This window comes from Bradyrhizobium sp. 21 (assembly GCF_023073335.1).
Classification (GTDB): domain Bacteria; phylum Pseudomonadota; class Alphaproteobacteria; order Rhizobiales; family Xanthobacteraceae; genus Bradyrhizobium.
In genome coordinates this window covers 508,020-530,504 of record NZ_JADPJG010000032.1, presented here as the reverse complement: position 1 = coordinate 530,504, position 22,485 = coordinate 508,020, and the positions used below count along the sequence as shown (strand labels likewise).

At 64.9% G+C, this 22,485-nt stretch carries 17 protein-coding genes; 9 read left to right on the top strand and 8 right to left on the bottom strand.

Annotated elements, in window-relative coordinates:
• Positions 1 to 18: 18 nt before the first annotated feature.
• Both upp and IVB31_RS27720 read right to left on the bottom strand, forming a co-directional pair.
• Positions 19 to 654: a uracil phosphoribosyltransferase gene (upp, locus tag IVB31_RS27725; protein ID WP_247330333.1), complete on the bottom strand. Its 636-nt coding sequence runs from the start codon at positions 652 to 654 to the stop codon at positions 19 to 21.
• A 70-nt stretch (positions 655 to 724) separates the two neighbouring features.
• A complete protein-coding gene (locus IVB31_RS27720) occupies positions 725 to 1,465 on the bottom strand; it encodes a crotonase/enoyl-CoA hydratase family protein (protein WP_247330331.1) in 741 nt (246 codons plus the stop codon).
• Positions 1,466 to 1,550: 85 nt separating this feature from the next.
• Here IVB31_RS27720 and IVB31_RS27715 point away from each other — a divergent pair, with 85 nt between their 5' ends.
• Positions 1,551 to 2,132: a TetR/AcrR family transcriptional regulator gene (locus tag IVB31_RS27715; RefSeq protein ID WP_247330329.1), complete on the top strand. Its 582-nt coding sequence runs from the start codon at positions 1,551 to 1,553 to the stop codon at positions 2,130 to 2,132.
• 61 nt (positions 2,133 to 2,193) lie between these two features.
• Here IVB31_RS27715 and IVB31_RS27710 read toward each other — a convergent pair whose 3' ends face one another.
• A complete protein-coding gene (locus tag IVB31_RS27710) occupies positions 2,194 to 2,712 on the bottom strand; it encodes a hypothetical protein (protein ID WP_247330326.1) in 519 nt (172 codons plus the stop codon).
• Positions 2,713 to 3,138: 426 nt separating this feature from the next.
• Between IVB31_RS27710 and IVB31_RS27705 the strand changes: the two genes are divergently transcribed.
• The 6 genes from IVB31_RS27705 (at position 3,139) to IVB31_RS27680 (ending at position 11,304) form a co-directional block, all read left to right on the top strand.
• Positions 3,139 to 3,228, top strand: coding sequence for a K(+)-transporting ATPase subunit F (locus IVB31_RS27705; RefSeq protein WP_247330324.1), 90 nt, complete (start codon positions 3,139 to 3,141; stop codon positions 3,226 to 3,228).
• Between the two features lie 112 nt (positions 3,229 to 3,340).
• Positions 3,341 to 5,044, top strand: coding sequence for a potassium-transporting ATPase subunit KdpA (kdpA, locus tag IVB31_RS27700; protein ID WP_247330321.1), 1,704 nt, complete (start codon positions 3,341 to 3,343; stop codon positions 5,042 to 5,044).
• A 32-nt stretch (positions 5,045 to 5,076) separates the two neighbouring features.
• Positions 5,077 to 7,191 carry a potassium-transporting ATPase subunit KdpB gene (gene kdpB, locus IVB31_RS27695; protein ID WP_247330318.1) on the top strand — a complete coding sequence of 705 codons (2,115 nt, stop codon included), beginning with the start codon at positions 5,077 to 5,079 and terminating at the stop codon, positions 7,189 to 7,191.
• 57 nt (positions 7,192 to 7,248) lie between these two features.
• On the top strand, positions 7,249 to 7,854 hold the full coding sequence (locus IVB31_RS27690; protein ID WP_247330315.1) for a K(+)-transporting ATPase subunit C: 606 nt from the start codon (positions 7,249 to 7,251) through the stop codon (positions 7,852 to 7,854).
• A gap of 40 nt (positions 7,855 to 7,894) precedes the next feature.
• A complete protein-coding gene (locus IVB31_RS27685) occupies positions 7,895 to 10,618 on the top strand; it encodes a sensor histidine kinase KdpD (RefSeq protein ID WP_247330311.1) in 2,724 nt (907 codons plus the stop codon).
• Complete coding sequence (locus tag IVB31_RS27680) at positions 10,615 to 11,304, top strand: response regulator transcription factor (RefSeq protein WP_247330309.1); 690 nt, start codon at positions 10,615 to 10,617, stop codon at positions 11,302 to 11,304. Before IVB31_RS27685 ends, IVB31_RS27680 begins: the two co-directional genes overlap by 4 nt.
• 143 nt (positions 11,305 to 11,447) lie before the next feature.
• Here the strand turns inward: IVB31_RS27680 and IVB31_RS27675 are convergent, their stop codons facing one another.
• Positions 11,448 to 12,332: a Ku protein gene (locus IVB31_RS27675; protein ID WP_247330307.1), complete on the bottom strand. Its 885-nt coding sequence runs from the start codon at positions 12,330 to 12,332 to the stop codon at positions 11,448 to 11,450.
• A gap of 120 nt (positions 12,333 to 12,452) precedes the next feature.
• Between IVB31_RS27675 and ligD the strand changes: the two genes are divergently transcribed.
• The gene (ligD, locus tag IVB31_RS27670) at positions 12,453 to 15,116 is read left to right on the top strand and encodes a DNA ligase D (RefSeq protein WP_247330305.1); all 2,664 of its coding nucleotides are present in this window, start codon (positions 12,453 to 12,455) and stop codon (positions 15,114 to 15,116) included.
• 92 nt (positions 15,117 to 15,208) lie between these two features.
• On the opposite strand, the gene IVB31_RS27665 is transcribed toward ligD, so the two are convergent.
• Positions 15,209 to 15,373, bottom strand: coding sequence for a DUF3309 family protein (locus IVB31_RS27665; protein WP_007595743.1), 165 nt, complete (start codon positions 15,371 to 15,373; stop codon positions 15,209 to 15,211).
• Between the two features lie 173 nt (positions 15,374 to 15,546).
• Between IVB31_RS27665 and IVB31_RS27660 the strand changes: the two genes are divergently transcribed.
• Positions 15,547 to 15,861 carry a polyhydroxyalkanoic acid system family protein gene (locus IVB31_RS27660; protein WP_247330303.1) on the top strand — a complete coding sequence of 105 codons (315 nt, stop codon included), beginning with the start codon at positions 15,547 to 15,549 and terminating at the stop codon, positions 15,859 to 15,861.
• Between the two features lie 3 nt (positions 15,862 to 15,864).
• Here IVB31_RS27660 and treY read toward each other — a convergent pair whose 3' ends face one another.
• The 3 genes from treY to glgX are packed head-to-tail and all read right to left on the bottom strand — an operon-like array spanning position 15,865 to position 22,482.
• Positions 15,865 to 18,651 carry a malto-oligosyltrehalose synthase gene (gene treY / locus IVB31_RS27655; protein WP_247330301.1) on the bottom strand — a complete coding sequence of 929 codons (2,787 nt, stop codon included), beginning with the start codon at positions 18,649 to 18,651 and terminating at the stop codon, positions 15,865 to 15,867.
• A gap of 1 nt (position 18,652) precedes the next feature.
• Positions 18,653 to 20,407, bottom strand: coding sequence for a malto-oligosyltrehalose trehalohydrolase (treZ, locus tag IVB31_RS27650; RefSeq protein ID WP_247330298.1), 1,755 nt, complete (start codon positions 20,405 to 20,407; stop codon positions 18,653 to 18,655).
• Positions 20,404 to 22,482, bottom strand: coding sequence for a glycogen debranching protein GlgX (gene glgX, locus IVB31_RS27645; protein ID WP_247330296.1), 2,079 nt, complete (start codon positions 22,480 to 22,482; stop codon positions 20,404 to 20,406). Before glgX ends, treZ begins: the two co-directional genes overlap by 4 nt.
• Between the last annotated feature and the right edge of the window lie 3 nt (positions 22,483 to 22,485).

Sequence of the window (22,485 nt, the reverse complement as noted above, 5' to 3'; positions counted from 1 at the left end):
CCGATCGCGCAAACCTGTCTACTTGGTGCCGAACATCCGGTCGCCGGCGTCACCAAGGCCCGGCACGATGTAACCGTGGTCGTTGAGACGTTCATCGATCGCGGCGGTCCAGACCGGCACGTCGGGATGCTCGCTCTGGAACTGCGCGATGCCCTCGGGCGCGGCCAACAGGCAGACGAAGCGGATGTCGCGGGCGCCGCGCGCCTTCAGCAGCGAGGCGCCGGCGCAGGCCGAGTTGCCGGTCGCCAGCATCGGGTCCATCAGGATCACGGTGCGGTCGGAGAGGTCCTGCGGCGCCTTGAAGTAATATTCCACGGCCTGCAACGTCTCGGGGTCGCGGTAGAGCCCGATATGGGCGACGCGCGCCGAGGGCATCAGCGCCAGCATGCCGTCGAGGAAGCCGACACCCGCGCGCAGGATCGGCGCCAGCGTGAGCTTCTTGCCCGCGATCTTGGGCGCCTGCATCGGCGCAATTGGCGTCTCGATCCCGACCAGCTCCAGCGGCAGGTCGCGCGTCACCTCGTAACCGAGCAGCATCCCGATCTCGTTCAGGATCTCGCGAAAGCTCTTGGTCGAGCGGTCCTTCTCCCGCATGAGGGAGAGCTTGTGCTGGACCAGAGGGTGGGCGACGACGTTGATGTTGCTGGTGCTCATGAAGCCGATCTACACGTTTCCCTGGAATTGCGCCAGATCGGCCGGGTTTTTTCCGCGGGTCTACGCGGCCTCAGGCCGGCATCGCGACCTGCTTGCGGGCGCGGCTGCTCGCCTCGTAGGCAGCCATGGTCAACTCCCGCTCGATCGCCGTGCGCATGGCATCCATGGCCGGCTGGCGCAGGCGCTTTTTGGCGGTCGCATGCGACGGCTTGTGGATCGCGCGCAATGAAGCGATGACCTCCTCAAGGATGCGGTCGATGGCCTCAGGCGCAACCACGCGATCGAGGAAACCCGCCGTCAACGCCTCCTCGGGCTCGTACATCTCACCCAGGATGACGGTGCGGCTGAGCCAGGCCGGATGCAGGCGGCTGCGGGCAAGCTCGATGGCGAAGGTCGGCGGCGCAATGCCGATCGCGACCTCGTTCAGCCCCATGCGGTGCGGCCCGCGCGCGCCCAGCCTGACGTCGCAGGCAAGCAGCAGGAACGTTCCCATCGGAAAGGCATGGCCCTCCATCACGCCGATGGTCGGATGCGGAAACGACATCAGCCGGAGCGCAAGCTCCGCCCCGGCACGGACCATATCGAGGCTCCCGGCGGCATCGCCGGAGGCGAACACCTTCAGATCGAAGCCCGCGGAGAAGATGTCCGGCCGCGCCGAGCGCAGCACCACGATCCCGGCCTCGGTCTCGGCGCGGTCGAAGGCGGCTCCGATTTCGCCCAGCATGGTGGTCGACATCACATTGACCTTGCCGTCGTCGAGCGCGATCCGTGCCACGCCGTCATTCAGTTCGTAGCTCACTCTCTTTGGCATCTGCCTCTCCCGGTCGTTGTCAGACCTTGACTGTCGGAGGCTGATGTAGACCAATCAATATAATTTCCGATCGGAGGAGCGCGCCATGCCGGCCGTGCCAAAACACCGCCAGCCCATCATCAATGCGGCGGTGACTCTGTTCCGCCGCCAGGGCTTTGCCCGGACCGGACTGAACGACATCGTCGATGTCAGCGGTGCGCCGAAGGGCTCGCTCTACCACTACTTTCCGGACGGAAAATCCTCGATCGCGGTGGCGGCGGTGGAGGAGGCGGGCCGTCGCGTCGCGGCGACGGTCGCCAAGCTCGCGGAAGAGTGCGGCTCGACCGGCGACCTCTTGCGGGCGCACGCGAGATTGCTGGCGGGCTGGATGCAGGGCTCCGGCTTTCGCAATGGCTGCCCGATCACGACCGTGCTGCTCGAACTCGCGCCGCGCGAGCGTGCCGTGTCCGATGCCGGCCGCAAGGCTTATGCGGCGCGATTGTCCATCCTGCGCGACAAGCTTCTCGCGGACGGCTTCGTTAGATCTCGCGCGGAAGCGCTTGCCGTGCTCTGCACGTCGGCGCTTCAGGGCGCGCTGATCCAGGCCCGCGTCGAGCGCAGCGGTCGGTCGATCGAGGTCACGGCGGCAGAATTGGCGCGGCTGATCGAGGCGGAGGCGGCGAGGTGAGGGTTATACGCCGAGCCCACGCGCCAGAAGCGTGATCACCAGCGTCAGGATGCCGCCCAGATCAGCGCGCGCGGCATGTCCGGAGCTTGCGACACGGTATTAATCCTGTGCCTAGCCGAAATTGTCGCAGGGCGAGCGGCTCGTAAAGCGGATCATGCACAGGCCGAATCGAAGCAACGGTCGGCCGTGACACGTCCGCGGCCAGGGCCTGGACTTCAATGAAGGCCAACAGCAGAGCGAGCGCGAGGTCGGCGTGGTGCGCCTCGACCGCGGCATCCAGCCAGTCCGGCAGCTCGCGCTCGCGCGAGAGCGCGCAATGCCACTCGCCCTCGTCATAGGCGATGCGGCGGACCTGCCACATCGGCAGCTCGAGCTCCATCAGCGCCAGTGCCGCATCGGCCCAGGCCTCGACGTCGATCAGGCGCATGACGCGGGTGGTGCGTTCGCTTTGGCCGAGCGAGGGGAAGCGCCGGCAGGCGTTTTCGATGATGTCGAGCATCAACGGCCGTGTCATCGCATGCGCGTTGCGCAGGCGTTCACTGAACGAGGATGGGGCGTGGCGTCCAAGTGCGGCGGTCATGTCAGGCCTCCTGGAATTGGCGTTGGTCAGTCGGCCGGCCGCTCCATGATGGCCAAAACGGCATTTGAAAACGAGATGAGGAAAGAACGAGAGATATAGAGGTTTCATAAGTGCGGGGCCTTTGCAGTTCGGCGCCAACCCCTGGCCTTTATGAGATTCCTATAACTTCGCCTTTGCGGTCATCTCGAAAACCTATGCTTGTGGTGGCACTTCAGCACGGTCAAAAGTCCCGGCTGTCGCCTCTGGAAATGCGCATGCGTTTCCTTCGAGCTTCGCCGGGTCCCCGAGAAGAGGCTGCGCCGGGCATGAGGACGCGGCGAGGAGAAATCCCATGATGGACATTCTGATGCTGGCGCTGGGCTTCGGCTTCTTTGCGCTCGCGATAGGCTACAGCTACGCCTGCGAACGGCTGTGAGGGAGCGGACCATGATCTTCGATTATGCGCTCGCCGGCGTCGTCTCGTTCGGCCTTCTGACCTACCTCACCTATGCGCTGCTGCGGCCCGAGCGGTTCTGACCCGTGCTGCTGCTTCTCGAATTGCTGCTGGCGGATGCCGCGCTCGTCGCGGGTCTGCTGACGGTGCTCCTGCCGCTTCTGCGCCGGACACAAAGCCTGAAGGGTTAATGCCATGACTGCGATCGGTTGGCTCCAGATCATTCTCTATTGCGTCATCATTGTCGCGCTCACAAAACCGCTCGGCTGGTACATGACGCGCGTGTTCAACGGCGAGCGCACGTTCCTGTCGCCGGTGCTGCGCCCGATCGAGGCTGGCATCTACTGGTTCTCAGGCGTCGACGAGAGGCGCGAGCAGCATTGGCTGACCTATACCGTCTCCATGCTGCTGTTCCATGTCGGCGGCTTCCTCATCATCTACGGTGTGATGCGGCTTCAGGCGATACTGCCCTTCAACCCGGCAGGACAGGGGGCGGTCGCTGAGGATCTCTCCTTCAACACCGCGATCTCCTTCATCACCAACACCAACTGGCAGAACTACGGCGGCGAGAGCACGATCTCATATCTGGTTCAGATGGTGGGTCTAACGCACCAGAATTTCCTCTCGGCGGCGACCGGCATCGCGCTCGCAGTGGCCCTGATCCGCGGCTTCTCGCGCGCCTCGATGCGCACGGTCGGCAATTTCTGGGTCGACGTCACTCGCACGACGCTTTATGTGCTGCTGCCGATCTCCGTCGTCTACACGCTGTTCCTCGTTTCGCAGGGCATGCCGCAGACGCTCGGCGATTATGTCGAGGCGACCACGCTCGAAGGCGCCAAGCAGACCATCGCGGTCGGCCCGGTCGCCTCGCAGGTCGCGATCAAGATGCTGGGCACCAATGGCGGCGGCTTCTTCAACGCCAACGCCGCGCATCCCTTCGAGAATCCGACCGCGCTGTCCAACTTCGTGCAGATGCTCTCGATCTTCGCACTCGGCGCCGCGCTGACCAACGTGTTCGGCCGCATGGTCGGCAACCAGCGCCAGGGCTGGGCGATTCTGGCCGTCATGGGTGTGCTGTTCGTCGCAGGCGTCGCCGTCACCTACTGGGCGGAAGCCAGCGGCACCTCGACGCTCCATGCGCTCGGCCTGACCGGCGGCAACATGGAGGGCAAGGAGGTCCGCTTCGGCATCGTCGCATCCTCGCTGTTCGCCGTGATCACGACGGCCGCCTCCTGCGGCGCGGTCAACGCCATGCATGACAGTTTTACCGCGCTCGGCGGCATGATCCCGCTGATCAACATGCAGCTCGGCGAGATCATCGTCGGCGGCGTCGGCGCCGGCCTCTACGGCATGCTGCTGTTCGTCGTGCTCGCGATCTTCGTCGCGGGCCTGATGGTCGGCCGAACGCCGGAATATGTCGGCAAGAAGATCGAGGCGCGCGAGGTCAAGATGGCCATGCTCGCGATCCTGGTGCTGCCGCTGATGTATCTCGGCTGGACCGCGGTCGGCGTGGTCTATCCGCCTGCCGTCGCCTCGATGACGAATGCCGGGCCGCACGGCTTCACCGAGGTGCTCTACGCCTTCACGTCGGCGACCGGCAACAACGGCTCGGCCTTCGCGGGCCTCACCGGCAACACGTTCTTCTACAACCTCACGCTCGCAAGCGCGATGTTCGTGGGCCGCTTCTTCATGATCATTCCGGCGATGGCGATCGCGGGTTCGCTGGCGGCCAAGAAATCCATCCCGCCGTCGGCGGGCACCCTCCCGACCACGGGCGGCCTGTTCGTCGGCCTTGTCGTCGGCGTGATCCTGATCATCGGCGGCCTGACCTACTTTCCGGCACTCGCGCTCGGCCCGATCGTCGAGCATCTCGCGATGAACGCCGGCCAAATGTTCTGATCGACAGCCTTTTGATTGTTGGAGTGACCTCCATGGATACGATGAAACTGCAAAAGCGCGCTTCCGTCTCGGCGATGCTCGATCCCAAGATCGTCATGCCGGCGATCCGCGCGTCCTTCACCAAGCTCGATCCGCGCGCGATGATCAGGAACCCCGTGATGTTCGTGGTCGAGATCGTGGCCGCGCTCACGACCGTGATCTTCCTGCGCGATGCCGTCACCGGCGGCGCCAATCTCGGCTTCACCTTCCAGATCATCCTCTGGCTGTGGTTCACGGTGCTGTTCGCCAACTTCGCCGAAGCGGTCGCCGAAGGCCGCGGCAAGGCGCAGGCCGATTCGCTGCGCAAGACCCGCACCGAGAGCCAGGCCAAGCTGCTGACCGGCGCTGGCCAGGCCTTCAATCTCGTGCCGGGTACCAGCCTCAAGGTCGGTGACATCGTGCTGGTCGAGGCCGGCGACGTCATCCCCTCCGATGGCGAGGTGATCGAGGGCGTCGCCTCCGTCAACGAGGCCGCCATCACCGGCGAATCCGCACCCGTGATCCGCGAATCCGGCGGCGACCGCTCGGCGGTAACCGGCGGCACCCAGGTGCTGTCCGACTGCATCCGTGTCCGCATCACGGCAGCTCAAGGCTCGACCTTCATCGATCGCATGATCAGGCTGGTCGAGGGCGCAGAGCGGGCGAAGACGCCGAACGAGATCGCGCTCAATATTCTGCTCGCGGGATTGACCATCATCTTCGTGTTCGCCACCGTCACCATTCCGAGCTATGCGGCCTATGCCGGCGGCTCGATCTCGGTGGTCGTGCTGGTCGCGCTGTTCGTGACCCTGATTCCGACCACGATCGGCGCGCTGCTGTCGGCGATCGGCATCGCCGGAATGGACCGCCTGGTCCGCTTCAACGTGCTGGCGATGTCCGGTCGTGCTGTCGAGGCCGCCGGCGACGTCGATACGCTGTTGCTCGACAAGACCGGGACGATCACGCTCGGTAACCGCCAGGCCACCGCGTTCCGTCCCGTGCGCGGCGTCACCGAGCGGGAGCTTGCGGACGCGGCCCAGCTCGCCTCGCTCGCCGACGAAACACCAGAAGGCCGTTCCATCGTGGTGCTGGCCAAGGAGAAATACGGTATCCGCGGCCGCGACATGGCCGAGCTAGGGGCCACCTTCATCCCGTTCACGGCGCAGACCCGCATGAGCGGGGTCGATGGCGGCGGCTCGTCGGTGCGCAAGGGCGCGGTCGATGCCATGCTGAACTATGTCGGTGGCGGTGCGCCGCTGGCGGTTGCTTCCGGCAATACCGCGCGGGCGCTTCAGCCCGCCGGGCTCTCGGACATCGGTCGCGAGATTCAGACCATTGCCGACGAGATCTCTAAAGCCGGCGGTACGCCGCTGGCAGTCGCCAGGGACGGCCGCCTGCTCGGCGTCATCCAGCTCAAGGACATCGTCAAGGGCGGCATCCGCGAGCGTTTCGCCGAGCTGCGCCGTATGGGCATCCGTACCGTCATGATCACCGGGGATAATCCGATGACGGCCGCTGCGATTGCGGCGGAAGCAGGCGTCGACGACTTCCTGGCGCAGGCAACGCCCGAGGACAAGCTCAAGCTGATCCGCGACGAGCAGGCCAAAGGGAAGCTGGTCGCCATGTGCGGTGACGGCACCAACGACGCGCCCGCGCTCGCGCAGGCCGACGTCGGTGTCGCCATGAACACCGGCACCCAGGCCGCCCGCGAGGCCGGCAACATGGTCGACCTCGATTCCAACCCGACCAAGCTGATCGAGGTGGTGGAGATCGGCAAGCAGTTGCTGATGACGCGCGGCGCGCTGACGACGTTCTCGATCGCCAACGACGTCGCAAAATACTTTGCGATCATCCCGGCGATGTTTTTGGCGTTCTACCCGCAGCTCAACGTGCTCAACGTCATGAACCTGTCGAGCCCGCAGAGCGCCATCCTGTCGGCGATCATCTTCAACGCGCTGATCATCATCGCCCTGATTCCGCTGGCGCTGAAGGGCGTCGCCTATCGCGCGGTCGGTGCCGGCGCGCTACTCCGCCGCAACCTGCTGATCTATGGCCTCGGCGGCATCGTCATTCCCTTCATCGGCATCAAGGCGATCGACCTCGTCGTCACCGCGTTGCACCTGGCTTGACCGTCGCGGCGCGGCGCAAGCCGCCGCCGGCCATGACGAAGACATAGGAGACCTCACGTGCTCAGAGAAATCCGCCCCGCCATCGTCCTCTTGCTGGTGCTCACCGCCGTCACGGGCCTGGCCTATCCGCTCGCAATGACCGGCATTGCCGGCGCGATCTTTCCCGCAAAAGCGCAAGGCAGCCTGATCGAGAAGGACGGCAAGGTGGTCGGCTCCGCCCTGATCGGACAGGAGTTCAAGGACGACAAATATTTCCACGGCCGCCCCTCGGCGACATCAGCGCCGGATCCCAATGATTCGACCAAGACGGTGTCCGCGCCCTACAACGCCGCCAATTCGGGCGGCTCCAACCTCGGCCCGACCAGCAAGGCGCTGGCCGACCGGCTGAAGGAAGACGTGGACAAGCTGAAAGCCGAGAATCCGAACGCCGCCGTGCCGGTGGACCTGGTGACCACCTCGGCCAGCGGCCTTGACCCGGACATCTCGCCGGAAGCCGCGCAATTCCAGGTGCCGCGGGTCGCCAAGGCCCGGAATATGCCGGAGGACACGTTGAAGCAGCTCGTGGTCTCAGCGACGCAAGGCCGTCTGCTCGGCCTGCTCGGCGAACCCCGCGTTAACGTATTGGCGCTGAACCTCGCGCTGGATCGGGCTGCCGCCAAGTAGCGGTCTAGGCTCGCGACGCGCCGACGATTATATTGGCAAAATGGTCCGAGAGCGCCGCGATTCCGAACAACGTCCGTCGCCCGAGGCGCTGCTGGAAGCCGCGCGCCGGGAGGGGAGCGCGAGTGGCAAGCTCAAGATCTTCGTCGGCGCCGCCCCCGGCGTCGGCAAGACCTACGAGATGCTGCAAAGCGCCCATGCCAAGCGCAAGGCCGGCATCGACGTCGTGGTCGGCTTCGTCGAAACCCATGGCCGCGCCGAGACCGAGGCGCTGGTGCAGGGGCTCGAAATGGTCCCGCGCAAGAAGCTGGACTACCGCGGCCAGGTGATCGAGGAGCTGGACCTCGACGCGGTGATCGCGCGGCGTCCGAAAATCGCGCTGGTTGACGAGCTCGCCCACACCAACGCGGCCGGGAGCCGCCATCCCAAACGTTATCTCGACGTCGAGGAGCTGCTCTCCCACGGCATCGACGTCTACACCGCCGTCAACATCCAGCACATCGAGAGCCTGAACGACGTCGTCGCCCAGATCACCCATGTGCGGGTGCGCGAGACCGTGCCGGATTCCATATTCGACCGAGCCGACGCGATCGAGCTGATCGACCTCACGCCCGATGATTTGATCCAGCGGCTGAAGGAGGGCAAGGTCTACGTGCCCAGGCAGGCCGAGCGGGCCCTGGACCACTATTTCTCGCCGGGCAATCTCACTGCGCTGCGTGAGCTCGCTTTGCGGCGCACCGCCGAGCGGGTCGACGAGCAGCTTCTGACCCACATGCAGGCGAACGCCATCGCCGGGCCCTGGGCTGCGGGCGAGCGCATCCTCGTTTGCGTCAGCGAGGATCCGCGGGCGGCCGGACTCGTGCGCTATACCAAGAGGCTGGCCGACCGGCTGCATGCGCCATTCACGGCGATCTCCATCGAGACGCGGCGTTCGCTTCAGCTTTCGGACGAGGAGCGCGACCGGCTGGCCGATACGCTCCGGCTCGCGGAGGCGCTCGGCGGCGAGGCGCTGACCATTCCCGCCGTCGGCCGCCGCATCGCCGACGACGTCGTCAATTTCGCGCAAGGCAACAACGTCACCCAGATCGTGATCGGCAAGTCGACGCGCTCGCGCTGGTTCGAGATGACCCGCGGCTCCGTGGTGCATGATCTCGTGCGCCGGTCCGGCAATATCAGCGTTCACGTCATTCCCGGTGACGAGCTGGCCGATGAGGCGGCGCCGAAAACCGCGGTGCAGACGGCCGCGCGGTTGGAGCCATTCGATCCGCTGCCTTACCTGAAGGCGCTCGGCATCGTGCTGGTCGGTCTCGGGGCTGCCGAACTGCTTCAGCCGAGGTTCGGCATCGAGAACGTCGACCTCGTGCTGCTCACGGCCGTGGTGGCGGTTGCGGTCCGCTATGGGCTGTGGCCGTCGCTGCTCGCCACCGTCGCGGCCTCGCTGTCGTACAATTTCTTCTTCCTGCCACCGATCTATACCTTCACGATCACCGATCCGACCAATGTGGCCGCCTTCGTCCTGTTCATGGTGGTGGCGATGATCGTCTCCAATGTCGCAGCCCGCGTCCGCACCCAGGCAGATAGCGCGATCGGCCGGATCAGGATGACCGAGCAGCTCTACGCCTTCAGCCGCAAGCTCGCCGGCACCGGTACGCTCGACGACGTCCTCTGGGCGGCCGCCTATCAGACCGCGCTGATGCTGAAGGTCCGCGTGGTGCTGTTGCTGCCGGAGGAGGGGCTTCTGACGGTGAAGTCGGGCTATCCGCCCGAAGATGATCTCGATCAGGCTGATCTTGCCGCCGCCAATTGGGCCTGGAGCAACGACCGCCCCGCAGGGCGCGGCTCGGACACGTTGCCGGGCGCAAAACGGCTGTTCCTGCCCATGCGCACCGGGCGTGGCCCGATTGGCGTCATCGGCATCGACAATGACCGCACCGGCCCGTTGCTGACGCCGGACCAGCGCCGGCTGCTCGATGCGCTGGTCGACCAGGGCGCGTTGGCGATCGAGCGCGTCTTGCTGGTCGAGGACGTCGATCGCGTCAAGCGCACCGTCGAATCCGAGCGGTTGCGTTCCGCATTGTTGACCTCGATCTCGCATGACTTGAAGACGCCGCTCGCATCCGTGTTAGGTGCGGCCTCGACCATGCGCGATTTCGCCAGCGCGCTCTCCGACACCGAGAAGCGCGACCTGCTCGCCACCGTGATCGACGAATCGGAACGGCTCAATCGCTTCATCGCCAATCTGCTCGACATGACCAAGCTCGAATCCGGCGCCATCGTGCCCAACACCGCGTTGCATGATCTCGGAGAGATCGTCGGCAGCGCGCTGAGGCGTGCAGGCAAGATCCTGGCCGCGCACACGGTCGAGCTGGTGTTGGCCGCAGACCTTCCGATGCTCCAGCTCGATGCGGTGCTGTTCGAGCAGGTTCTGTTCAACCTGCTCGACAACGCCGCCAAATATTCGCCGTCGCAGACAACGATCGCAATTCGCAGCCAGCGCGAACGGAACCAGGTGGTGCTTCAGATCGTCGACGAGGGCGGCGGCATTCCGCCCGACGAGCTCGAGAGCGTGTTCGACAAGTTCTATCGCGCGCAGAAGGGGGACCACGTCCGTCCCGGCACCGGGCTGGGGCTCGCCATCTCCCGCGGTTTCGTCGAGGCGATGGGCGGCACCATCTCGGCCGGGAATCGCAACGACCGGAACGGCGCGGTTCTGACCATCCGTCTGCCCATTCCGGCGCAGACCCAGGCATTGGACACCGCCGCATGAGCGCTGCCCCGATCAAGGTGCTGGTCATCGACGACGAGCCGCCGATCCGCAAGCTGCTGCGGATGGGGCTGACGACGCAAGGTTACGAGATTCTGGAGGCGCCGAACGGCAAGACCGCGCTGGAGAAGCTCGCCGAAGACCCCGCGCTGATCATCCTCGATCTCGGCCTGCCCGACATCCAGGGCCACGAGCTGCTGCGCACCATCCGCGCCCGCAACAAAGCCGTGCCGATCGTGGTGCTGTCGAGCCGCGGCGACGAGGCCGGCAAGGTGCAGGCGCTCGATCTCGGCGCCGATGATTACCTCACAAAGCCGTTCGGCATGGACGAACTGCTGGCGCGCCTGCGCGCCGCACTGCGGCACCAGCTCCAGGTCCAGGGCGAGCGCCCGGTGTTCCGCACCGGCGACCTCTCCGTCGATCTGGTGCGCCGCATCGTCAAGGTCGGCGAGCGCGACGTCAAACTGTCGCCGAAGGAATACGACCTCTTGCGCGTGCTGGTGCAGCACGCCGGCAAGGTGCTTACCCACCGCTTCCTGCTTAGGGAGCTCTGGGACGAGCTGACCGACGCCCAATATCTGCGCGTCTATGTCCGCCAGCTTCGCCAGAAGATCGAGGCCGATCCAGAGCGACCGCAATATGTACTGACGGAAACGGGGATCGGGTATCGGCTAAGGGCGGGGGATTAGGACCTCGATCCTCATCCTGAGGAGCGCGGAACGCGCGTCTCGAAGGATGAAGGCCCGGCTGCAGCAGCGAGGCCTGCATGGTTCGAGACGGCGCTTCGCGCCTCCTCACCATGAGGGGAGAGAGTGAGGCGCGCCGAGAAGCGTTACCCCGCCTTCCTCTGCCGCGCCGTTGACCGGGGCGTCTTCTTCGCAGCTCGCCGCCCGCCGCTCGCCCGACGCGCATGCGACTTCGCCGCCGTCTTCTTCCCGCCGCGTCCCTTCAAGCTCTGCTTCAACGCATCCATCAGGCTGACGACGTTGCTCGGCCGCTCCTCGGGCTCCGGCAACTCGATTGTCTTGCCGCTGGCCTTGCGCTTCACCAGCGCCTTCAGCGCGGTCTCGTATTCGTCCTTGAACTTGCTGGGATCGAAATGGGAGGCCTTGGTCTGGAGGATATGGCCGGCGAGCTCAACCATGTCCTTGGTGATCTTCGGGCTCTTGATGTCGTCGAAGAACTGGTCCTCGTCGCGCAGCTCGTAGGGGAAGCGCAGCGTGGTGCCGAGCAGGCCCTTGCCGAGTGGCTCGATCGCGATGATATGCTCGCGATTGGTGAGCACGATTTTGGCCAGCGCCACGCGATCCTGGTCTTTCATGGCATCGCGGATCACGGCAAAGGCGTCGATCGCGGCCTTTCCGTCGGGCGCGACGTAATAGGGATGGTTGAGATAGCGCTGGTCGATCTCGTCGCTCGGAACGAAGCTCTCGATGTCGATGGTGTGGTTGCTCTCGATCTGGACGGCTTCGAGCTCCTCCGGCTCGATCTCGACATATTTGCCCTTGCGCAGCTCGTAGCCGCGTCCCTTCTGGTCGCTCTCGACGACGTCGCCGGTCTCAGCGTCGATCATCTGCTGCTTCAACCGGTTGCCAGTCTCGCGGTTGATCATGTGAAACCGCGTCTTCTCGGCCGCGGTGGTCGCCGGATAAAGCACGACCGGGCAACTGACCAGCGAGAGCTTCAACGTTCCCTTCCAATAGGCGCGCGGGGCCATTCCATTCTCCAGCGTTTTCAAGGCAATTTGGAACCCCAACCGCCCGGTGGGGGTTTGGTTCCCGGTTGGGACTTTTGCCGTGATAGGCTTCAACGCCGATAAGAGAATGTGGGACCGGTTGTGCTGCGAAAACTCTCCACCTACCGACAGAAACGTGATTTCGAGAAGACGCCGGAGCCGTCGGGCAAGACGGCAGTGGTGCCCTCGAAGCAGCGGCGCTTCGTGATCCAGAAGCACGATGCGACGCGGCTGCACTACGATCTACGGCTCGAGTTCGACGGCGTCTTCAAGTCCTGGGCGGTGACGAAAGGGCCCTCGCTCGATCCGCACGACAAGCGGCTGGCCGTCGAGGTCGAAGACCATCCGCTCGATTACGGCGATTTCGAAGGCACGATTCCGGAGGGCCAGTACGGCGGCGGCACGGTCATGCTGTGGGACCGGGGCACCTGGGAATCCGAGGACCCCGAACGCGGCTTCAAGAAGGGCGACCTCAAGTTTACGCTTCACGGCGACAAGCTGCACGGCAGCTGGGTGCTGGTGCGCATGCGCAACGACCGCAGCGGCGGCAAACGCACCAACTGGCTGCTGATCAAGCACCGCGACGAGTATGCCAGCGAAGGCCAGGATATCCTGGCCGAGGACAAGTCGGTGGCGTCCGGCCGCGCCATGGCGCAAATCGCCGGAGGTAAAGGCCGTGCGCCAAAACCGTTCATGCTGGCGAAGGGCGCCAAGGGCAAGGCAGATGCGGTCTGGCAGTCCAATCGCGTCGAGGAGCCAAACGGGCGCACCGTCAGGCCGGCGCCACGCGCGGCGCTGAAGAGCGGCAAGGCAACGAAGAAGAAAGCCACGACAGCGACCAACGCCAGCAAAGTCTCGGAGATGCCGGATTTCGTGGCGCCGCAGCTCTGCGCTTCGGTCGAGCGTCCGCCGGCGGTCGACGGCTGGTGCCACGAGATCAAGTTCGACGGCTATCGCGTGCAACTCCGCGTCGAGGACGGCAAGGCGACGTTGAAGACGCGCAAGGGTCTCGACTGGACAGAGAAGTTTTCGGCGATCGCCAACGAGGCGAGCTCGCTGCCGGACGTCATGATCGACGGCGAGATCGTCGCGCTCGACCACAACGGGGCACCGAACTTTTCCTCGCTCCAGGCTGCGCTATCGGACGGCAAGACCGAAGAGCTCATCTTCTTCGCCTTCGATCTCTTGTTTGCGGAAGGCCTCGATTATCGTCGTCTGCCGCTCGGCGAACGCAAGGACCGCCTCAAGGCATTGCTGGAGGCGCGAAAGAAGAAATCGAGCCAGATCCGCTATGTCGAGCATTTCGTGAGCGGCGGTGACGCCGTACTGCAATCGGCTTGCAAGCTCGAGCTGGAAGGCATCGTGTCGAAGAAGCTCGACGCACCCTATCGTTCGGGACGCACAGAAAGCTGGACCAAGGCGAAATGCCGGGCCGGCCATGAGGTCGTGATCGGCGGCTGGAAGACCACCAATGGAAAATTCCGCTCGCTGATGGCGGGCGTGCATCGCGGTGATCATCTTGCCTTTGTCGGCATGGTCGGGACCGGCTTTGGCGCCGACAAGGTGAAGCGCATCATGCCCTCCCTGAAAGCCATGGAGGCCAAGCAAAGCCCCTTCGGCGGCAAGAACGCGCCGAAGAAAGCACGGGACGTGCACTGGCTGAAGCCGGAACTCGTCGCCGAGATCGAATTCGCCGGCTTCACCGCCGACGGCAATATCCGCCAGGCCGCCTTCAAGGGCCTGCGGCAGGACAAGCCGGCGGAGGAGGTCGAGGCGGAAACGCCCGCCGATACCGAGCTCGCCAAGCCTTCGACGGGACGGCGCGTGCCGCCAAAGCCCGGCAAGGGAAAAGACGCCAGCGCCGAGGTGATGGGCGTCGTGATCTCCAAGCCGGACAAGGAGCTGTGGCCGGACGGCGGTGACGGCGAGGGCGTGACAAAACTCGATCTCGCCCGCTATTTCGAGGCCGTCGGCTCCTGGATGATCGAACATCTCAAAGGCCGCCCATGCTCGATCGTGCGGGCGCCTGACGGCATCGGTGGTGAGACATTCTTTCAGCGCCATGCCATGCCCGGCAGCTCGAACCTGCTCGAGCTCGCGAAGGTTTCGGGCGATCGCAAGCCGTATCTGCAGATCGATCGCGTCGAGGGCCTTGCCGCAGTCGCGCAGATTGGCGGCCTCGAGCTGCATCCCTGGAATTGCGCGCCCAACGCTTATGACACGCCGGGCCGGCTGGTGTTCGATCTCGATCCGGCGCCGGACGTCGAATTCACCGAAGTCGTCGAGGCTGCGAAGGAGATGCGGCAGCGGCTCACCGATCTCGGCATGGACAGCTTCTGCAAGACCACGGGTGGCAAGGGCCTGCATGTGGTGGTGCCGCTGCTCCATGGCGCGCGGGACAAGGTGAGCTGGAAGGAGGCCAAGGCCTTCGCCCAGGGCGTCTGCCAATGGATGGCGGACGACGATCCCGAGCGCTATCTGCTCAACATGTCCAAGAAGCTGCGCAACGGGAAGATCTTCCTGGATTATCTGCGCAACGACCGGATGTCGACGGCGGTAGCGCCGCTCTCCCCGCGCGCGCGCGATGGCGCGACCGTGTCGATGCCCGTCACCTGGGCGCAGGTGAAGAGCGATCTCGATCCGAAGCGCTATACCGTACGAACGGTGCCGGGCCTGCTGGTGCGCTCGAAGGCCTGGGAGGGTTATGACGATGCCGCCGCGCCGATCAAGGCGGCTATCAAGAAGCTTGCGGGGAAAAAGAAGTAGGGTGGGTTAGCCGAAGGCGTAACCCACCAACTTCGTTCAGCATTCGTGGAAGCATGGTGGGTTACGCTTCGCTAACCCACCCTACAAAGCTTCTAGATTCGTCCTAGCAGCAGCAAGATCAGCAGGATGACGATGACGAGTCCGAGACCGCCGCCGCCATAATAGCCGGTGCCATAGAACGGGCCGCCGCCGATGCCGCTGAAGCCGCCGAGCAGGGCGATGACCAGAATGATCAGAATGATCGTACCGATAGACATGCGAATTCTCCTCCAGCCCTTGGTCAAAGGGTTGCTACGTTGTGCTCAGGGCAACTTGCCGCAGGTTTGAAAGTTCCACATATGAAACACGGCGGGTTGGCGAAGGCCTCGGGAACCTTTGTCCTTGTGTCCGGCATGATTAGCTGAAGATCAATTACCCGCAGGGCAGCCCCATGTCAGCACCGCTTGTCGTTTCCATTCCGCACCATCTCGGCCGCGAGGAGGCGGTGCGCCGGCTCAAGACCGGGCTCGGCCGCGCCGCAGCCAGCATTCCCGTCATGCAGGTCGAGGAGGAGCGCTGGAGCGGCGACAGCATGAGCTTTCGCATCCGCGCGCTCGGGCAGATCGCGACGGGACAGGTCGACGTCGCCGACGACCACGTCAAGGTGCAGGTGGTGCTGCCCTGGCTGTTGCAGCGCTTTGCGGAGATGGCGCAGGCCGCGATCCGCAAGCGCGGCCAGTTGCTATTGGGCAAAGAGAAAAGCTAGCGTTCAAGCGCGGGTGCGCTGTCGCACCGGCTTCGCCGCACCTGCGGCGCGCGCCGACACGACGGAGGCGGGGAAGCTGCGGAAGGCCTGCGCGAGCGGCAGATCGTTGCCTGCGAGGCCCGGCACGCTGTAGCCTGTGACGTCAATGGTGGCATCGAACCCATCGAGCGCCGGCCATTCGCGTCCTGCTTGCGTGAAGGGTGCGAACTGGCGCCCGACCACGACGATCGCAGCAGTGCGACCGTGGCGGCGGGCAAAGGCGATGACATGGTCGGCATGTGCGCCCCGCACGGGAAGCGGCTGATAGTCGCCTCGGGCGAAAACATCGGGGAGCTCGTTGCGCAGCTCGAGGAGGCGCCGCGTCCAGGCCAGCTTGAGCCGGCCGTCCGGCCAGCTCTTGATCAGGTTCGTCCAATCCGGATCGTCCAGCGTGCCCAGCGCCGCGTGTCGCGCGGCAAAATCCACCGGGCGGCGGTTGTCGGGATCGACCAGCGACAGGTCCCAGAATTCGGTGCCCTGGTAGAAGTCGGGCACGCCCGGCAACGTCGCCTTCAGCGTGAGCTGGCTCAGGCCGTTCAGCGCGCCGAGCAGCGCGACGCGCCGGGCCAGTGTTTGGAGCGCCTCCAGGAATTCGCCGGACAGCGCCGGATCGAGGATCTTTGCGATGAAGCTCTTGACGCCGTCCTCATAAGCCTCATGCGGGTTGAGCCAGCTCGTCTCCTCCTTGCCCTCGCGCGCGGCCTTCAGTGCATAGGCCTGGATACGCTCGACGAAGCCGGAATCGGCCGGCCCTTCGAGCGGCCAAGCGCCGAGCAGGGTCTGGTAGAGCATGTATTCGAATGTCGCCGACGGGGCACGCAGATTGCCGTTGAGCGCGAGATGCGGCGCATTCAGTACCTTCCAGCGAGAAACCGCACTGGTCCATTCACCGGTGATCTCGCTGAGCGCTGCGATCCGCGCGCGGGCGTCCTCGCCGCGTTTTGTGTCATGCGTGGCGGTCGCCGTCATCCCTTGCGGCCATTCCCTGGCGCGCACCTGCATGCTCTCGTGGAAAGCGGAAATAGTGAGGCCGTTGCTCGCGGGATCACCGCCGACCTCGTTCAGGGCGAGCAGCCGGTGGAATTGATAGAACGCGGTGTCCTCCAGCGACTTCGCCATCATCGGCCCGGTGAACTGCTGCAGCTTCAGCGCAAAGCGCCGCACCCGCGGGGCGCTGTGCGGGGGACGGCCAGGCTGGAGCAGGTCCATGGTCAGCGCGTCGCGCAGGAAGTCGAAGATGCCTTCGTCGGCGGCGAACCATTCCGCGCGGGCACGCGCGATGGTGTCGTCGATCAGCTTGCGATCGTGGGCCGTTGGCGCGCTCGTCGTCAGGTAGGTGCGGTACACCGGGAAATGCAGCACATAGAGCTCGAGCGCCTGCCGCAGGCTGTCGGCTGAAAAGTCGCGGGTCGAGTAGTGCCCGTTGGCGATGCGCGCAAGCAGCCGCGTCAGAACCGTGAATTCGCTGGTCAGCAGCGTCTCCAGCACGCGCCTTTTGGCGTCCTTGACGTATGGTGCAAGTCGCGGCGGGCGGTTGCTGACCTGCCGCCAGGTCTCGTCCAGCGCCTCCAGCCCTTTCGCATCGACCAGAACCTGGGTGATGACGTTCATCCACTCATAACCGGTGGTGCCCTGAACGCCGGCGAAGTGCGGCAGACGCTCGTGCTCGCACAGGATCTTCTCGATCACCGTATAGAACGGCTTTGTCGTGCCCTGCGCGTCGCGCACCAGCCGGCGCAGCCGCTGGCAATATTGCGCGGGGTCGCGCAGGCCATCGATGTGATCGAGGCGAATGCCTTGCAATCTGCCGTCGGCAATGAGCTGCTTCACCAGCCGGTGCGTGGCGGCAAACGTGCCGGGGTCCTCGACGCGCAGGCCGGCGAGCCCGTTGACGTCGAAGAAGCGGCGGTAGTTGATGTCGCTGGAGGCAAGCCGCCAGTGCCCGAGCTTGTAGTGCTGCCGTTCCAGCAAATGATGCAGCGCCAGCGTCTGCGCGGGGCGGTCCTTGGCGGCCCGATAGGCGCCGAGGCCGCGCGCGATGATGTCGGCGCTGCCTGCGATCTCCCTGAGTTCCGCCTTGAATCCGGGCGCTTCCTTGCGGTTGGGGCGGCGCAGTCCGGTGTAGCGCGCCGCGAGCGACAGCAGGTGCTTGCCGGCCTCGGTCTCGGCGGCGCCCGCCTCCTTCACGATCATGCGCAGCATTTCGCCATAGCGCTCCGGCGCGATCGGCAGGCGATGCTCGAAATACCAGGCCGAGAAGCTGCCCTCTTCGGAATCGTAGCGCAGCTCGATCTCGCCGCGCTCCAGCGCCTCGCCATAGGAGGCGCCGAGGATCGGCAGCAGCACGCCGTCGCGGGCGCGGTAGGGCAGCAGATCCCAGTCGATGTCGAAGGAAACCGCGTGCGGCGAAGTCTGGCCCCATTCCAGCACGTCCAACCACCAGGGATTGTCGGCAAAGTGCACGCCGACATGGTTCGGTACGAAATCGATGATGAGGCCGAGGTCGTTCTGCGTCAGCGCTGCGCTCAGTCGCGCGAAGCCGGCCTCGCCGCCGAGTTCCGGGTTGAACTGGCTGTGATCGACGGTGTCATAGCCGTGGGTCGAGCCCTTGCGGGCCTTCATCACCGGCGAGGCGTAGAGATGCGTGATCCCCAGCGCCTTCAGATAGGGCACCACCGCGGCGGCCTTGTCGAAGTCGAAATCGGCGGTGAGCTGAAGCCGGTAGGTTGCGAGAGGAATGGCCGGAGGCATGTCAATCTCCGAGGCGCCAGACCACGGACCACGGCGAGAGCCCATCGCCGTTGGTAGCGCCCCAGATAAGCGCTCCCGTAGCGTCGCTGGGACGCGCGATGTCCTTGTCCGACAGATTGGCGACGAGGCGCAACGTCGCGCCATCTCCCATGCGCCAATGTGCGGTGAGCAGGCCGCTATCGGCCACGGCGGCGTCGCCGAAGCGCGCATTTTTCAGTCGTGGCGCGATCTCCTTGTGGCGAAGCGCGAGCAGCTCCCGCACCAGCGCGAGACGCGTGTCCTGCTCCGGCGTATGGCCGATCCAGTCGAGGACGGCCGATTGCAGCGTTGCCGGATCGAGCGGGTCGGGCACCTCGTCGCCATATTTTTCGTAGGCCCAGGCATATTCCTGCTTGCGGCCCTTGCGCACGGCATCGGCGAGGCCGCCCTGGAAGTCGCAGAAGAACGGGAAGGGGACCGTCGAGCCCCATTCCTCGCCCTGAAACAGCATCGGCACCATCGGCGCGAGCAGGGTGACCGCGAGCGCGGCTTCCATCTGCTGCGGCGTTGCCAGGCTCTCGAGCCGGTCGCCCAGTGGACGATTGCCGATCTGGTCGTGGTTTTGCAGGAAGTTGACGAAGGTCGCGGGCGGCAGCTCGCCGCTTCTCTCGCCGCGCGGCTTCTTGCCCCAGAATTCCGAGATCTCGCCCTGATAGACGAAGCCCGAGGCGAGCGCGCGCGCGAGGTCCATGCGCGGGGTCTGGTAGTCGGCATAGTAGCCGGCGAGCTCGCCGGTCAGCATCACGTGCCAGACGTGGTGGTAATCGTCGTTCCACTGTCCGCGATATTTGCCGTTCGGCGGCTGCTGCGCGGCGTCGAGCAGACTGGCGCGGTTGTCGCCGTTCTCCAGCACGAGATGGATGTGCCGCCCCGTCGCCTTGGCAAGCTCGCCTGCGGCGACGCTGAGGTCCTGCAGCATCGATTGCTCGCCGGGGATTGCCATGATGTGGTTGGCGGCATCCAGCCTCAGGCCGTCGAAGCGGTAGTCGCTGAGCCACGACAGCGCGTTCTCGACGGCAAACGCGCGAACCTGCGGCACGCAATAATCGATCGCACTGCCCCAGGGCGTGTGTGCATCGGTGAAGAAGGCCGGCGCATAGCAGCCGAGGTAATTCCCCTCCGGGCCGAAATGATTGTAGACAACGTCGAGGAATACCATCAGCCCGCGTAGATGCGCCTCGTCGATCAGCGTCTTCAGCTCATCCGGACGGCCATAGGCGCTGTCGGGCGCGTACCACAGCACGCCGTCATAACCCCAGCCGCGGCGGCCGGCGAAATCGGCCAGCGGCATCAATTCCAGCGCAGTGATCCCAGTCGCGACGAGATGATCGAGCTTGTCGATCATGGCACTATAGGTGCCTTCCGCAGTGAAGGTGCCGACATGCGTCTCGATCAGCACCGTCTCTTCCCAGGGACGGCCGGACCAATCATGCGCGCGCCAGGCGAAGGCGTCATGATCGATCACCTCGCTCGGGCCGAACACGTCCTCGGGCTGGAATGCAGACGCCGGATCGGGCACGTCGATTTCATCGTCGATCCTGAATTTGTAGTTGCTGCCAACGGCAAGGCCGGCAATCTCGGCGACATACCAGCCATCCTGCCGGCGCTGCATCGCGTGTCGTCTGTCGAGCAGGAGATCGACACGGCGCGCGGCAGGCGCCCACAGCCGGAACGATACGCCGTCTTTCGTCGGCCTCGCCCCGAAGGATGGCCTCATAGCGCCCCCGCGAAAGCGAGCACGGAGCGCGGCGGCGCCTTGCTGTCGCCCCCGGGCAGGAAATCAACACTGTTCAGCTTGGCATCGGTCGTGTTCAGGATCTGCTGCCAGCTCTTGTATTCGGGCATCTTAGGCAATTTGAATGCGATCTCTTCGGGGGCGGCGTTCAGTACGATAAAGATCGCGGCGCTGCCCGGTTCCATCGGCCCCATCACATAGGAGAGAAACCGGCCTTCCGGAAACTTCCAGTCGTTTTCCGTCATTTCGTCGCCGGCCGGCGTCAGCCACAGCGCGCCGTAGGAGATGCCGTCTTTGGGGCGACCGTCGAGCCAGCGATGGCTGCGAAGCTGCGAGAACCGGCGGCGGATGTCGGCGAGTTCGGCGACGAAATCGATCATGTCGTCGCCGTCCTTGCCGAGATTGTCCCAGCCGATCCAGCCGACCTCGTTGTCCTGGCAATAGGCGTTGTTGTTGCCGGATTGCGAATTGCCGACCTCGTCGCCGGCGAGGATCAGGGGAATGCCCTGCGCCAGCATGAGGCAGGCCAGCACGTTCTTGCGAAGCTGCCGGCGCAAGCTGAGGATTTGGGGATCGTCGGTCGGGCCCTCGACACCGCAATTGTTGCTGTGATTGTCGTTGGAGCCGTCGCGATTGTCCTCGCCATTGGCCTCGTTGTGCTTCTCGTTGTAGCTGAAGAGGTCGGCCAGCGTAAAACCGTCATGGACGGTGATGTGATTGATGCTGGCGCGCGGTCGCCGTCCATCGTGGTTGAACAGGTCGGAGGACGCCGTCATGCGGCTGGAGATGTCGCCGATCAGGCTGCCTTCACCGCTCCAGTAGCGGCGCATGGCGCTGCGGTAACGGTCGTTCCACTCCGACCATTGCGAGGGGAATGCGCCGACCTGATAGCCGCCGAGGCCGAGATCCCAGGGTTCGGCGACGAGCTTGACGCTCGCCAACACCGGATCCTGCCTGATCGCGGTGAGGAACGAGATGCCGCGATCATAGCCGTTCGGCCCGCGAGCCAGCGTCGTGGCGAGGTCGAAACGGAAGCCGTCGACGTGGCAGACCTCGACCCAGTAGCGCAGCGAATCCATCACCATCTGCAGCACGCGCGGGTGGGTGAGGTTTACCGACGAGCCGCAGCCGGTGAAATCGTCGTAGTAGCGCGGGTTCTCGCGGTTCAGCCAGTAATAGGAGGCGTTGTCGATACCGCGGTAGCACAGCGTCGGGCCGAGGTGATTGCCCTCGGCGGTGTGGTTGTAGACGACGTCGAGCATCACCTCGATGCCGGCATCGTGCAGGCGTGCGACCGTGGTGCGGAAGGAGTCGAGCGCGTTGTCCTGAGCGTAGCGCTGCTCCGGCGCGAAAAACGACAGGGAGTTGTAGCCCCAGTAATTGGCGAGCTTCTTCTCGACCAGAACCCGGTCGTCGACGAAGGCGTGGATCGGCAGCAGCTCCACCGTGGTGACGCCGAGCTTCTTTAAGTGCTCGATCATCGCCGGCGACGACAGCCCGCCGTAAGTGCCGCGCAGATTCGGCGGCACGTCGTCGCGCTTCTGCGTCAAGCCCTTGACGTGGGCCTCATAGATGATGGTGTCTTCCCACGGGATGTTGGGGCGGATCTCGCGCCGGCCCCAATTGAAAGTCTCGTCGACGACGACGCCCTTGGGCATGCCGCGCGCATTGTCGCGCCGGTCGAAGGACAGATCCTCGCGCGGACTTCCGGTGCGATAGGCGAAATGCGCGTCGCTCCAGACCAGCCGCCCGGAAAGCCGCTTGGCATAGGGGTCGAGCAGCAGTTTGTTGGCGTTGAAGCGATGACCCTGCTCGGGCTCGTAGGGGCCGTGCACGCGGTAGCCGTAGAGCTGGCCGGGCGAGACGTCGTTGAAATAGCCGTGCCAGACATCCTCGGTGCGCTCCGGCAGTTCGACGCGTTCGAGTTCGCGGCGGCCTTGCGTGTCGAACAGGCACAGCTCGACCTTCTGCGCGTTGGCGGAGAACAGCGCGAAATTGGTGCCTCGTCCGTCCCAGCTTGCGCCGAGGCGTGCGGGCGATCCAGCAGTCAGGCGCATCGG